Below are 13,118 nucleotides of genomic sequence, written 5' to 3'. Positions count from 1 at the left end.
AGGGCGAGGGGCGGGACGATGCGGGCGATGTCCGCCGGCGCCGCCCGCGCCGCGCGGGTCAGGCGCGCGGCCGCTCGGCCGCGCCGCCGCCCTCGCCGGCGAGTTCGGCGGCGAGCTGCTCCTCGAGGCTCGCGGCCTCCTCGACCGCCTCGGTCGGCGCCGCCTCGCCGCGCGCCTGGCGCTCGGCCTCCTCGGCGCTGCGGGCGACGTTCACCGTGACGGTGATCGCGACCTCCGGGTGCAGCTGCACCCGCACCTGCCAGAGGCCGAGCGCCTTGATCGGCTGGTCGAGCTGCACCTGCTGGCGGTCGATGGTGAGACCCGCCGCCTTGCAGGCCTCGGCGATGTCGCGTGCGGTGACCGAGCCGTAGAGGCTGCCGCTCTCGCCGGCGCTGCGGATCAGCACGACGGCGAGGCCCGCGACGCGCTCGGCGACGCGCTCGGCCTCCTCGCGGCGCTTGAGGTTCTGCGCCTCGAGCTGGGCGCGCTCGCGCTCGAAGCGCTCGAGGTTCTCCCTGGTGGCGCGGATCGCCTTGCCCCGGGGCAGGAGATAGTTCCGGGCGTAGCCCGGCTTCACCCGCACCACCTCGCCCATCTGGCCGAGCTTCTCGATGCGCTGCATCAGGATGACTTCGATCATGTCGGAGTGCCTCCGGAGGAACCGGGCGGGCCGGCGGCGCTGCCGCCGGGATGCCGCCACCATTGCGCGAAGAGACCGAAGGCCGTGACGCCCAGCACGGCCAGGGTCGAGGTCATGGGAAACAGGATCGCGGCGTAGAGCGCGCCGAGCATCGCCCGCCGGCCGGGCCGGCCGGCCGGCAGCGCCGCGTGGATCGCCGCCAGGCCCTGGAGGAACAGCGGCACCAGCAGCGCGAGCGCGATGCCGAGCCCGACCCCCTCGGATCCGGCCGCCGCCCACCACAGGAAGGCGAGGGCTGGCAGCGCCGGATACCAGCCCGGCAGCCGCGCCGCGACGCTCCAGCGCGGCGTGGGCGCGAGGGCGAGGCCGGCGCGGGCCAGCAGACGCTGCGCGAGCGCGGCGTTGGCCGCCATGGCGACGGCGAAGACGAGCCCGAGCATCCCCGGCTTGAGCCGCGCCGCGACCTCGATCGCCTCCTCCGGCACCTCGAGCCCGCTGTGCGCGAAGGAGTGTTCGAGCGTGCGGCGCATCGCCCCCTCGAGCCCGCCGGGCTCGCCCGCGAGGGCGAGGCTCAGGGCCAGGGTCACGCCCGCCGGCCACAGGCCGAGCAGCGCGAAGGGGAGGGCGGGGCGGATCCGGCCGCCGCGCAGGCCGAGGGCGAGCAGCAGGAACGCGGGCAGGCCGAAGCCGGCGAGGAACAGCAGCAGCGCCAGCGTGGACGCGGCGAGGGCGATCGCCGCCGATGCCACGGCGAGCGCCCCGGCCGCGGCGCCGAGGCCGAAGCCGAGCCCGGCGAGCAGGATCGGCAGCGGCGAGGCCCACAGCGTCAGCCCGCCGAGCGGCAGGCCGCGCACCGCCCACAGCGCGGCGACCGCCGCGAGCAGGCCGCCCGCGCCGGCCGCGAGCCAGCGCGGGTCGCTGAGCGCGGTGCCACTCCCGCCGCCGCTGCCGCTCATGGCCTCCGCCGTCCTCGTCACCGCGGTGCGCGCCCGGTCCTGCGGCCGGCGCGGCCGGGTCAGTCCCTGATCACGTAGGGCAGCAGGGCGAGGAAGCGCGCCCGCTTGATCGCCAGCGCCAGCTCCCGCTGCTTCTTGGCGCTGACCGCGGTGATGCGGCTCGGCACGATCTTGCCGCGCTCGGAGAGGAAGCGCGAGAGCAGGCGCACGTCCTTGTAGTCGATCCGCGGCGCGTTGGGCCCGGAGAAGGGGCAGGACTTCTTGCGCCGGTAGAAAGGCCGCCGGGCGCCGACGGCGGGACGGCGGGTGGCGGGGGTGATGTCGAAGCTCTCGGACATGGGCGGACAGGCCTATTCGTCGGTGGCGGCGGGCGCGGCGGGCTCGACCTCGTCGCGCGAGCGGGCGCGGAACTCCTCGCGGTCGTCGGCGCGGGGGGCGCGGCCCGAGCCGAAGCGGCCGGCCGGGCGCGGGCCGCGGAAGCCCCGCTCGCGCTCCTCGCCGCGCTTGGCGACGATGGCGGAGGGCGCCTCCTCGATCGCCTCGACGCGCAGCGTGAGGGAGCGCAGCACGTCCTCGTTGAGGCGGAGCTGGCGCTCGACCTCCTGCATCGCCGCCGGCTCCGCGGCGACGCCGAGCAGCATGTAGTGCGCCTTGCGGTTCTTCTTGATGCGGTAGGCGAGGCCGCGCAGGCCCCAGTACTCGCGCTTGCGCACCTGGCCGCCGCGCTCGGCGAGGACGGAGGCGACCTGGTCGGCGATGGCGTCGACCTGCTGCGGGCTGACCTCGCTGCGTGCGAGGAATACGCATTCGTAGAGCGGCATCGAGGTTCCCTCTGGCTGTCTCGGCCCGGGGCGCGCCCGGCTCCCGGGGCGCCAGCGGGCATAGCCGGCGCGCGATGCCTCCGCGCGGCCGGCAGGGGAAAAAGGGGTTAAGCATGGGGAGCGGGCGGGGGCAAGCCCGGAAGGCCGGACGGGGCCCGGACGATCGCGGAACGGCAGGCATGCGCTCCGATCCTCCGGAAGCGGCCTCGCGCCCTCGACACGGGCGAGGTGAGGCGGGGCGGGCCGGATGGCCGGGCCGATCGTGGTCCGACCGGACCGCGCGGGCCTGGGCGGCGCCGCGACCTGGACCCGACCATCCGGCGGCAGCACGGCCGCCCCTGCTCGGCGGGCCTGGCCGGCTGCGCCGCATCGCGCGGTCATGTCGCCCGGCACGGCGGCGGCGCCCGCCGCGAGCGATGCCGCCCCGGGGGCCGCAAGGGCGATCGGCCTACTGCGCCAGCGCCCGCGCGGCCTCCGCCACCGCGGCGACGTGGCCCGGCACCTTCACCTTGTGCCAGGCCCTCGCGATCCGGCCGTCGGGTCCGACCAGGAAGGTGGACCGCTCCATGCCCATGTAGGTCCGGCCGTACATGGACTTCTCGACCCACACGCCGTAGGCCTGCGCCACCTTGTGGTCGGCGTCGGAGGCGAGGGGGAACTGCAGGCCGTATTTCCGCGCGAATTTCTCGAGCGCCGGCAGCCCGTCGGGCGAGACGCCGATGACCTCGATCCCCAGCTTGCCGAGCGCCGGCAGCGCCTCCTGGAAGCCGCAGGCCTCCCTGGTGCAGCCCGGCGTGTCGGCCTTGGGATAGAAGTAGAGCACGAACGGGCGGCCCCTCATCGCCGCGAGGCTCACCTCGCGCCCGCCGGTCGCCGGCAGGCGGAAGTCCGGCGCCGGCTGCCCTTCCGCCGGCGTCGTCCCTGCCGTGGTCGTCGCGCTCATGCGCCGTTCTCCTCCGCTGCCGTGACCTCGACCGGGCCGATCCGGCGCGCGAACACCGCGCGGACCGTTTCGGCCGTGCGCTGCATCTGCGCGCGCAGCCCGGCGAGGTCAACCGGCGGGTCGGGCGCCAGCACCGGCGCGACGCCGCGCAGCAGCGCCGCCGCGACCGGGCCGGGCAGGGAAGCCTCGCGCCAGCGGCCGACGGTCAGGCGGATCAGGCCGAGGATGGTGCGCCACAGCCGGTCCGCCCGGATCAGCGCCGCGGCCTCCTCCGCGGGCAGGATCCGCGCCTTGCCGAGCGCCGCGAGGGCGTGGCGCGTGGCCGGCGCGAGCAGCGACGGCCGCTCCGCCGCATGGGCGAGCTGGAGCGCCTGGGCGACGAACTCCACCTCCACCAGCCCGCCCGGCATCAGCTTCACGTCCCACGGCCCCTCGGGGGGCAGGTCGCGCAGCATCCGCGCCCGCATCGCGGCGGCGTCGCGCAGCGCCGCCTCGCCCGCGCCGGGGCGGGTGAGGGCGCCGCGGATCGCGGCCGCGATCTTCCGGCGCAGCGCCGCCGGCCCGGCGACCGGCCGCGCCCGGGTCAGCGCCATGCGCTCCCAGGTCCAGGCGTCCTCGGCGTGGTAGCGCTCGAAGGCGGCGAGCGAGACGGCGACCGGCCCCTTGCTGCCGGACGGCCGCAGCCGCATGTCCACCTCGTAGAGCCGGCCCTCCGCGCCCGGGGCGGTGATCGCGGCGACGACGGCGTGGGCGAGGCGGATGAAGTACTGGCTCGCCGGCAGGGGCCGCGGGCCGCCGGTGCTGGTCTCGGCGCCCGGCGGGTGGTCGTAGATCAGGATCAGGTCGAGGTCCGAGCCCGGCAGCATCTCCCGCCCGCCGAGCTTGCCGAGCGCGACGACCGCGAGCGCCCCGCCCGCGACCCTGCCGTGCCGCGTCGCGAAGTCCGCCGCGACGCGGGGCAGCAGCGCGCCGATCGCGGCGTCGGCGAGCGCGCTGCGCGCCTCCCCGGCGGCGTCGGCGTCGAGCAGCCCCTCGAGCGCGGCCGCGTCGATCTCGAACTTGCGCTCGCTGGCGAGGCGGCGCGCGGTCTCCAGCGCCTCCTCCAGGTGGCGCGCGTCCTTGACGAGGGCCGGCAGCGCCGCGGCGGGCCCGGGGCCGGCGACGACGGAGGCGAGCGCGCCGGACAACAACCCGTCGAGCGCCTCGGCGTTGCGCGCGAGATGGTCGGCGAGGGCCGGCGCCGCGCCGAGCAGGCCGGCGAGCCGGTCGAGCAGCGCGGGGTTGTGGTGCAGCAGCGACAGGACCTGGACGCCGGCGGCGAGCCGCATCAGCACCGCGTCGAACCGCGCGAGCGCCACGTCGGGCTGCGGCTGGCGGGCGAAGGCGGCGAGCAGGGCCGGCATCAGCGCGGTCAGCAGCTCGCGCGCCCGCTCGCTGCGCGTCGCGCGCGGCCGGCCGTGGTGCCAGCCGCGCACCATCGCGGCGACGCCGGAGGGGTTCGTGTAGCCCATCGCGCGCAGCGTCTCGATCGTGGCGGGGTCGTCCTCGACGCCCGTGAAGACGAGGCTGCCGCCGGCCTCGGCGGAGGCGAGGCTCGGCTCGGCCTCGAACAGCCGCGCGTAGTGGCGCTCCACGCGCATCAGGTGGGTCGTCAGCGCGGCGCCGAAGGCCTCGGCGCCGTCGTAGCCGAGGAAGCTCGCGATCCGGCCGAGGCCCTCCGCGTCCTCGGGCAGGCGGTGCGTCTGCCGGTCCGCGATCATCTGCAGCCGGTGCTCGACGGTGCGCAGGAACACGTAGGCGTCGGCGAGGTCCGCCGCGGCGCGGCGGTCGAGCTTGCCCGCCGCGGCGAGGGCGGCGAGGGCGCCGAGCGTGGTCGGGTCGCGCAGCGCGGGATCGCGCCCGCCCCAGATCAGCTGCAGGACCTGGGTGGTGAACTCGATCTCGCGGATCCCCCCGCGGCCGAGCTTGACGTCGAGCCCGGCGACCTGGATCTGCTGGTAGGCGCCGCGCTCGGCCTTGTGGGCGTGGATCTGCCGCTTGATCGAGTGGATGTCGGCGACCGCGGCGAAGTCGAGGTGGCGGCGCCAGACGAAGGGGCGCAGCTCGCGCAGGAAGGCCTCGCCCGCCGCGCGGTCGCCGGCCACCGGGCGCGCCTTGATCATCGCCGCGCGTTCCCAGTTCTGGCCCATCGACTCGTAGTAGGTGATCGCCGCCGGGATCGAGACGGCGAGCGGCGTCGCCGCGGGGTCCGGGCGCAGGCGCAGGTCGGTGCGGAAGACGTAGCCTTCGGCGGTGCGCTCCTCCATGAGCCGCACGAGTTCGCGCGCGATGCGCACGTAGCAGGCCTGGGCGCGTTCGGCGTGGTAGGCTGCCGCCTCGGGGTCGAAAAGGACCAGGAGATCCACATCCGAGGAGTAGTTCAGCTCGCGCCCGCCCAGCTTGCCCATGCCGAGCACGACGAGGCCGGAGCCGCGCGCGATGGCGCGCGGGTCGGAGCGGCCGCCGCCCGGCAGGCGCAGCTCGCCGCGCCGGGCGGCGTCGCGCAGCAGATGGGCGCAGGCGTAGTCGAGCGCCGCGTCGGCGAGGTCCGAGAGCGCCCCCGTCACCCGGTCGAGCGTCCACAGCCCGGCGATGTCGGCGACCGCGGCGATCAGCGCCCCCTGCCGCTTGGCCTGGCGGAGCAGCGCGCCGACCGCGGCGCGGCCGGCCCCGGGATCGGCCCGGCCGAGCGGGTCGAGGGCGAGGGCGAAGGCCTCGTCCGGTCCGCGCTCGGCGAGGCGCAGCAGGGTCGCCGGCTCGCGCAGCGCCAGCTCGGCGAGGAACGGGCTGTGCCCGCCGAGCGCGCGGAGCAGGGCGGCGCCGGCGGCGCTGGCCGCGAAGCCGCGCTCGGCCGCGCCGCGCTCGGCGAACTGCTCGACCAGCCGCGCCGCGGCCTGCGGGTCGAAGGCGGTGGGGGGCAGCCGCTCCGGGCTGAGGGATGGCGGCGGCATGACCGCGGAGGCGTGCCGTGAGCCGGGCGGGCGGTCAAGCGTGGCGCTGGGCCCGCCGCCTGCTCGGCGCGCTCTTCGCGCTGGCGATCCTGGGCGGGCTGGCGCTCGGCGCGCTCGCCTGGCGGCTCGCCCAGGGGCCGATGGAGCTGCCCGCCCTGGCGCGCGAGATCGAGCGCCGGGTCAACGCCGGGGCCCCCGACACGCGCCTCGAGGTCGGCGCGGCCCGCGTCGCCTGGGAAGGCTGGCGCGCCGGCCACCTCTCGCCGATCGACTTCCTGCTCGAGGACGTGCGCCTGGTCGAGCCCGATTCGGGGCGGGTCCAGGCGGTGCTGCCCGCGGCGTCGGTCTCGCTCTCCCTGCCCTGGCTGCTGCGCGGCGAGATCGCCCCCCGCGTCATCGAGTTCCGCCGCCCCGTGCTGCGCCTGGTCCGCACCCCGGAGGGCGCGCTGCGCTTCGGCTTCGCCGCGGCCGCGCCGGAGGAGGCGGCGGCGCTGCCAGCCGAGGAGGAGGGCGCACCGGCGGACGGCGGCGGCCATGCCGCGCGGCTGCTCGCCGAGCTCATGCGCCCGCCCTCCCAGGCGACGCCGCTCGCGGCGCTGGAGCGGATCGAGGTCGAGGGCGGACTGTTCCTGATCGTGGACCGCCAGATCGGCCGGGTCTGGTGGCTGCAGGAGCCGAACCTGGTGCTTCGGCGCCGCCCGGAGGGCGGCGTGCAGGGGGCGGGGACCGCAACCCTCCGGCTCGGCGCCGAATCGGTGCCGATCCGACTGAGCGGCAGCGCCAGGGGCGAGCCGCCGCGCATCGAGCTCGGTCTCGCCCTGCCCTCGATCCGCCCGGGCGCCCTGGCCCGCGCGGCCCGGGGACTGGCTCCGCTCGGGCTGCTGGACGCGACCGCGGAGGTCGCGCTGCACGCCGCGCTCGACGGCCGCACCTGGCGGCCCGAGGCGGTGCAGGGGCGCCTGCGCGCCGGGGCGGGGGCATTGGACCTCGGCGACGGCCGGCGCATCCCGATCGCGGGCCTGGAGGTGGACGGCTCCGTCACGCCTGCGGCGCTGCGCATCGAGCGGGCGGTGCTGCGGCTCGCCCCGGCCATCGGGCCCTCGCCGCCGGCCGAGGCGGCCGCGCCGGCCGCGCCGCTGCCGCGCCAGCGGCCGGCGCCGCGGCGCGAGACGCGACCGGAGGCGCCCTCCGCCCCTGCCGACCCGCTGGTCGGACCGACGATCACGGCGGAAGCCGAGGCACATCGCATCGAGGGAGGGTCCTGGCGCGGCGCGGTGACGCTGGCGCTGGACGCCGTCCGCTTCGCCGATCTCGGCGCCTACTGGCCCGAGGGCGTGGCGCCCGGCGCCCGCGACTGGATGCTGCGCAACGTCACCGACGGCACCGTCCGCGACGGGCGCTTCCGGGTCGAAGGCGAGATGGCGTCGCCGGACGATCCGGGCGGGCTCGTCGTCACCGCGCTCTCCGGCACCGCCGAGGCGGCCGACGCGACGGTCCACTGGCTGCGGCCGATCCCTCCCGTGGAAGGCGTCGCGGCGACCGCCGAGTTCGGCCTCTCGGAGATCGTCCTGCGCACGCGGGGCGGGCGCCAGCAGGGCACGCGGCTCGAGGCGCGGGAGGGCGCGCTGCGCTTCCTGCTCGGTTCGACCCCCGAGAGGGCCGATCTCGAGTTCCGCCTGGCCGGGCCGGTGCAGGACCTGTGGGAGGTGCTGCGGCACTCGCGGCTGCGTCTGCTGGACCGACGGCGGGTCGGGATCGAGAACCCGAGCGGCATGCTGGAGGGGCGACTCTCCCTCGCCTTTCCCCTGGTCGCCGCCCTGCCGGTGGAGGAGCTGCGGATCGGTGCCGAGGCCCGGCTGACCGCGGTGCGGCTGCCGGGCGTGCTGCTCGGGCACGACATCGAGCGCGGGACGCTCGCGCTCGAGGTGGACAACGACGGGCTGCGCGCGTCCGGAACCGGCCAGTTCGTCGAGACCCCGGTCCGCTTCGGCGTCGAGATGGACTTCCGGGCCGGTCCGCCCGACCAGGTGATCAGCCGCGAGACGGTGAGCGCCCCGCGCGTCGGGCCGCGCAGCCTCGCCGTGCTCGGCGCCGATCCAGGAGAGGTGCTGGAGGGCGGCACGGTGGCGGTGGAGGCGCGGCACGAGACCCGCCGCAACGGGCAGGGCCGGACGATGGTGCGCGCCGATCTGCGCGACGCGGCGCTGGCGCTGGCCCCGCTCGGCTGGCGCAAGCCGCGGGGCCAGCCCGGCCTGGCCGAGGCGGAGCTGCGCCTGCGCGGCAGCGCGCTGCAGTCCGTGGAGGGCGCCCGGGTGGAGGCCGGCGGCCTCAATCTCCGCGCCCGCGTCCCGGCCTTCGTCAACGGCTGGCCCGATCGGATCGAACTCCAGGAGTCGCGGATCGGCGGCACCCGCCTCGCCGGCACGGTGCAGCCGCCTCGCGAGGGCGGCGAATGGCAGATGGCGCTGCGCGGACCGGTGCTCGACCTCCGCCAGGCCTTCGCGGCAGAACGCGAGGCGTCTCCGGACCAGCAGCAGCGGCCGGCGACGCCACGGGACGCGCCGGGCGCGCCGGCGCTGGCGGTCACCGCGCAGTTCGAGCGCGTGGTGCTCGGCGAGCGGCGCCAGCTGCTCGGGCTGGTCGCGCGGGCGCGGGTGGACGGCCGGGGCGTGCTGCGCGCGGCGCAGGCGCGCGCCCGCACGGCGGAACAGCCGTCCGGCGGCGCGGTCGCCTTCAGCCTCACGCCGCAGCCGGATGGCCGGCGCCGGCTCAGCCTGACGGCGGAGGACGCCGGGGCGCTGCTGCGCGCGCTCGACATCGCCGGCAACATCGGCGGCGGCACGCTGCAGGTGGACGCCGCCTACGCGGAGCCGCGGCCCGGCGCGACGCTCAGCGGCACGGCGGACATGTCGGACTTCGTGGTGCGCGACGCGCCGGCGATCGGCCGGCTGCTGCAGGCGCTCACCGTCTACGGGCTGATGGAGGCGCTGCGCGGGCCGGGCCTCGGGTTCGCGCGGCTGGTGGCGCCGTTCTCGCTCTCGCCGGAGGCGATCGTGGTGCACGACGGGGCGCGCGCCTTCTCGGCCTCGCTCGGGGTGACGGCGCGCGGGACCATCGACCGGCGGCGCAACACGATCGACATGGAGGGGACGATCGTCCCCGCCTACGTGTTCAACCAGCTCCTCGGCAACATCCCGCTGCTCGGGCGGCTGTTCAGCCCGGAGACGGGCGGCGGGCTGTTCGCGGCCACCTTCCGGCTGCGCGGACCGCTCGACGATCCGCAGGTGATGGTGAACCCCCTGGCGACGCTGACGCCGGGCTTCCTGCGCGGGCTGTTCCGGCTGTTCGACCAGCCGGCGCCGGCGCAGCAGTAGGCGGCGACCGGCGGCGGGCCGCGCGATCAGCCTGCGGGGCGCACCAGGATGTGGCGCTTGCGGCCGACCGACAGCTTGGCGACGCCGCCGCGCAGGTCGTCCGGCGTGACGGCGCGGGTCTCCTCCGCCACCGGCACGTCGTTCAGCCGCACCCCGCCCTGGCGCACGAGCCGCCGCGCCTCGCCCTTGCTCGCCACCAGCCTGGCCGCGGCCAGCAGGTCCACCACCGGCGCGGGCAGCGCCGCGGCGATCGTCGGCAGCGTCTCCGCCGCCACGCCCTCCTCGAAGGTGCGGCGCGCGGTCTCGGCGGCGAGCTCCGCCGCGGCGCGTCCGTGCAGGAGCGCGGTCGCCTCCGTCGCGAGCAGCTTCTTCGCCTCGTTCACCTCGGCGCCGCGCAGCGCGGCGAGGCGGCGCACCTCCGCCATCGGCAGGTCGGTGAACAGGGCGAGGAAGCGGCCCACATCGGCGTCGTCCGCGTTGCGCCAGAACTGCCAGTAGTCGTAGGGCGAGAGGCGGTCCGGATTGAGCCACACCGCGCCGGCGGCGGTCTTGCCCATCTTGGCGCCGCTCGCCGTGGTGATCAGCGGGGTGGTGAGGCCGAAGGCCTCCGCGCCCTCCATCCGCCGCACCAGGTCGGCGCCCATGACGATGTTGCCCCACTGGTCGGAGCCGCCCATCTGCAGGATCACGCCGTGGCGGCGGTAGAGCTCCAGGAAGTCGTAGGACTGGAGCAGCATGTAGTTGAACTCGAGGAAGGTGAGCGCCTGGTCGCGCTCGAGCCGGAGCCGCACGCTGTCCATCGTCAGCATGCGGTTGACGCTGAAGTGCCGCCCGATGTCGCGCAGGAAGGGGATGTAGAGCAGCGAATCGAGCCACGCCGCGTTGTCGAGCATCAGCGCCCCGCCCGGCCCGAAGTCGAGGAAGGGGTCGAAGCTGCGGCGGATGCCGGCCTTGTTGGCCTCGATCTCCGCCTCGGTGAGGAGCTGGCGCGTCTCGTCCTTGCCGGAGGGGTCGCCGACCTTGGTCGTGCCGCCGCCGATCAGCACCACCGGCCGGTGCCCGGTGCGCTGGAACAGCCGCAGCAGCATGATCGAGAGCAGATGGCCGACATGCAGGCTGTCCGCCGTGCAGTCGAAGCCGATGTAGGCCGAGACCGGGCCGGCCCGAAGCCGCGCGTCGAGCGCCTCGGCGTCGGTGATCTGGTGGACGAAGCCGCGCTCCCTGGCCTCTCGCAGGAAGTCGCTGGTCGGGGCGGCGCTCATGGCGTAGGGCTCTCGGGGACCTCGGGAATCGGGCGGAGCGGCTAGCACGGCGCGGCGATGCTGAGAACCATCGGGCTGATGAGCGGCACCTCGCTCGACGGGGTGGACGCCGCCTGGGTGGAAACGGACGGGGAGCGCATCGGCCGCCTCGGCCCGCGCCTGACGCTGCCCTACGACCCGGCGCTGCGGCGCGACCTGCGCGCGCTGCTCGACGCGGCGCCCGGGCTCGGCGGCGACGAGCCGGAACTGGCCGACTGCGTGCGGCGCCTGACCGAGCGCCACGCGGAGGCGGTGGCGGCGCTGGGCGAGCCGGCGGACCTGATCGGGTTCCACGGGCAGACCATCCTCCATCGCCCGGCGGAGCGGCGGACCTGGCAGATCGGCGACGCGGCCCTGCTGGCGCGGCTGACCGGCATGCCGGTCGCGTTCGACTTCCGCTCGGCGGACGTCGCGGCGGGCGGGCAGGGGGCGCCGCTCGTGCCGGTGGTGCACGCGGCGCTGGCCGAGGCGCTGCCGAAGCCGCTGGCGGTGCTGAACCTCGGCGGCGTCGCCAACGTCACCTGGATCGGCGAGGACGGGGCGCTGCTCGCCTTCGACACCGGGCCGGCGAACGGTCCGCTCGACGACTGGGCGCAGCGGCGCGCCGGGCGACCCTTCGACCGCGACGGGGCGCTGGCCGCCGCGGGCCGGCCGGACGGAGCGGTGCTGGCGCGGCTGCTTGGCCACCCCTATCTCGCCGCGCCGCCGCCCAAGAGCCTCGACCGTCTGGACTTCCACCGCGCACTGGGGGCGGCGGGCATCGAGCATCTCTCCGCCGAGGACGGCGCCGCGACGCTGGTGGCGTTCTGCGCCGTCTGCGTCGCCGCCGCGGCGCGGCACCTCCCGGCGCCGCCGCGGCAGTGGCTGGTGACGGGCGGCGGGCGGCGCAACCCGGCCCTGATGCGGGCGCTCGCCGGCGCGCTGGCGGAGCCGGTGCGGCCGGTGGAGGTCGCGGGCTGGGACGGGGACGCGCTGGAGGCGCAGGCCTTCGGCGTGCTGGCGGCGCGCGTGGCGCGCGGGCTGCCGCTCACCTTCCCGGGGACGACCGGCGCGCCGCGGCCCCTGCCGGGCGGACGGATCCAGCCGCCGCCGGGGCGCTGAGCATCCGCCCCTCGGCGCCGGACGGGCGCGCGTCGGAGGGGCGGTCCGCGCCACCTGCCGGGCGCCCCCCGGAACGGAAACCGCCGGCCTCGCGACGGGCCGGCGGCTTCGGGCGAGGGGCGGGGAGGCGGTCGCGCGCGCCGCGCGGCTCGAGCCGTTTTCGCTCGGCCGTGCTCGCTGCAACGGCTCCCGCTCGTCGTTGGCCGAGCCGATTCACGCTCCCGGCTGTTTCCAGCCGTGCGCGATCTGCTCTCAGTCGGCGGCGAGCGGCATGCGGCTGCGGTTCAGCGCGGCCCGCACGTGGTCCTCCGCCATGTCCACGACCTTCGCGGTCTGCTCCGGCGTGAAGACGTGGCCGGCGCCCGGCAGCACGCGGTAGTCGAGCCTGATGCCCTTCTGCGTGTTCAGCTTCTCGACCAGCTTCCGCACGCTGCCCTCCGGCACCAGCTCGTCCTCGGCGCCATGCACGACGAGGCCGTTGCAGGGGCAGGGGGCGAGGAAGCCGAAATCGTAGTGCGAGGCGGGCAGGCTGACCGAGACGAAGCCGCCCATCTCCGGCCGGCGCATCAGGAGCTGCATGCCGACATAGGCGCCGAAGGAGTAGCCGGCGACCCAGAGCGCGGAGGCGCTCGGGTTGACCGCCTGCAGGAAGTCGAGCGCGGCGGCGGCGTCCGAGATCTCGCCGATGCCGCCGTCGTAGCGCCCCTGGCTGCGGCCGACGCCGCGGAAATTGAAGCGCAGCACCGAGAAGCCCATGTCGCGGAAGCGCTCGAACAGCGCATGCACCACGCGGTTGTTCATCGTCCCGCCGTGCAGCGGGTGCGGGTGCAGGACGAGCGCTACCGGCGCGTTGGGCTGCTTGGCGTGGTGATAGCGGCCCTCGAGCCGGCCGTCTGGTCCGGCGAACATCACTTCTGGCATCGTCGCGTCGCGTCCGGTTCTCTCTGCGCCGTCGGTGCGGCCCGGCAGTCCGGCGATGCACCGGCGGGGGC

General features: G+C 76.6%; 10 protein-coding genes. 2 read left to right on the top strand and 8 right to left on the bottom strand.

Translation table 11 applies throughout. The features are described 5' to 3' along the window. Window positions 1-58: 58 nt before the first annotated feature. The 6 genes from rplI to IEX99_RS19800 form a co-directional block, all read right to left on the bottom strand. Entirely contained in the window at window positions 59-640 is a 582-nt protein-coding gene (gene rplI, locus IEX99_RS19825; protein ID WP_188903527.1) for a 50S ribosomal protein L9, read from the bottom strand. Continuing rightward, complete coding sequence (locus IEX99_RS19820; RefSeq protein ID WP_188903525.1) at window positions 637-1,596, bottom strand: hypothetical protein; 960 nt, start codon at window positions 1,594-1,596, stop codon at window positions 637-639. Before IEX99_RS19820 ends, rplI begins: the two co-directional genes overlap by 4 nt. Before the next feature lie 59 nt (window positions 1,597-1,655). Then, window positions 1,656-1,934 carry a 30S ribosomal protein S18 gene (rpsR, locus tag IEX99_RS19815; RefSeq protein ID WP_188903523.1) on the bottom strand — a complete coding sequence of 93 codons (279 nt, stop codon included), beginning with the start codon at window positions 1,932-1,934 and terminating at the stop codon, window positions 1,656-1,658. Between the two features lie 12 nt (window positions 1,935-1,946). Further along, on the bottom strand, window positions 1,947-2,417 hold the full coding sequence (gene rpsF, locus IEX99_RS19810) for a 30S ribosomal protein S6 (RefSeq protein ID WP_188903521.1): 471 nt from the start codon (window positions 2,415-2,417) through the stop codon (window positions 1,947-1,949). A gap of 448 nt (window positions 2,418-2,865) precedes the next feature. Then, window positions 2,866-3,360, bottom strand: a complete 495-nt coding sequence (locus IEX99_RS19805) for a peroxiredoxin (RefSeq protein WP_188903519.1) — start codon at window positions 3,358-3,360, stop codon at window positions 2,866-2,868. Next, window positions 3,357-6,350, bottom strand: coding sequence for a bifunctional [glutamine synthetase] adenylyltransferase/[glutamine synthetase]-adenylyl-L-tyrosine phosphorylase (locus tag IEX99_RS19800; RefSeq protein ID WP_188903517.1), 2,994 nt, complete (start codon window positions 6,348-6,350; stop codon window positions 3,357-3,359). Before IEX99_RS19800 ends, IEX99_RS19805 begins: the two co-directional genes overlap by 4 nt. A 17-nt stretch (window positions 6,351-6,367) precedes the next feature. On the opposite strand from IEX99_RS19800, the gene IEX99_RS19795 reads away from it, so the two are divergent. Next, window positions 6,368-9,724, top strand: coding sequence for a YhdP family protein (locus IEX99_RS19795; protein ID WP_188903515.1), 3,357 nt, complete (start codon window positions 6,368-6,370; stop codon window positions 9,722-9,724). A 26-nt stretch (window positions 9,725-9,750) separates the two neighbouring features. Here IEX99_RS19795 and tyrS read toward each other — a convergent pair whose 3' ends face one another. Next, window positions 9,751-10,986 carry a tyrosine--tRNA ligase gene (gene tyrS, locus IEX99_RS19790; protein ID WP_188903513.1) on the bottom strand — a complete coding sequence of 412 codons (1,236 nt, stop codon included), beginning with the start codon at window positions 10,984-10,986 and terminating at the stop codon, window positions 9,751-9,753. A gap of 60 nt (window positions 10,987-11,046) precedes the next feature. On the opposite strand from tyrS, the gene IEX99_RS19785 reads away from it, so the two are divergent. Next, the gene (locus IEX99_RS19785) at window positions 11,047-12,126 is read left to right on the top strand and encodes an anhydro-N-acetylmuramic acid kinase (RefSeq protein WP_188903574.1); all 1,080 of its coding nucleotides are present in this window, start codon (window positions 11,047-11,049) and stop codon (window positions 12,124-12,126) included. A gap of 252 nt (window positions 12,127-12,378) precedes the next feature. On the opposite strand, the gene IEX99_RS19780 is transcribed toward IEX99_RS19785, so the two are convergent. Beyond that, window positions 12,379-13,047 (bottom strand): alpha/beta hydrolase, encoded by a 669-nt coding sequence (locus IEX99_RS19780; protein ID WP_188903510.1) that lies wholly within the window; start codon window positions 13,045-13,047, stop codon window positions 12,379-12,381. Window positions 13,048-13,118: the final 71 nt, after the last annotated feature.

This window comes from Caldovatus sediminis, from assembly GCF_014644455.1.
Lineage (GTDB): Bacteria > Pseudomonadota > Alphaproteobacteria > Acetobacterales > Acetobacteraceae > Caldovatus > Caldovatus sediminis.
The sequence above is the reverse complement of the archived record's forward strand: the minus strand, read 5'-3'. Positions and strand labels throughout refer to the sequence as shown.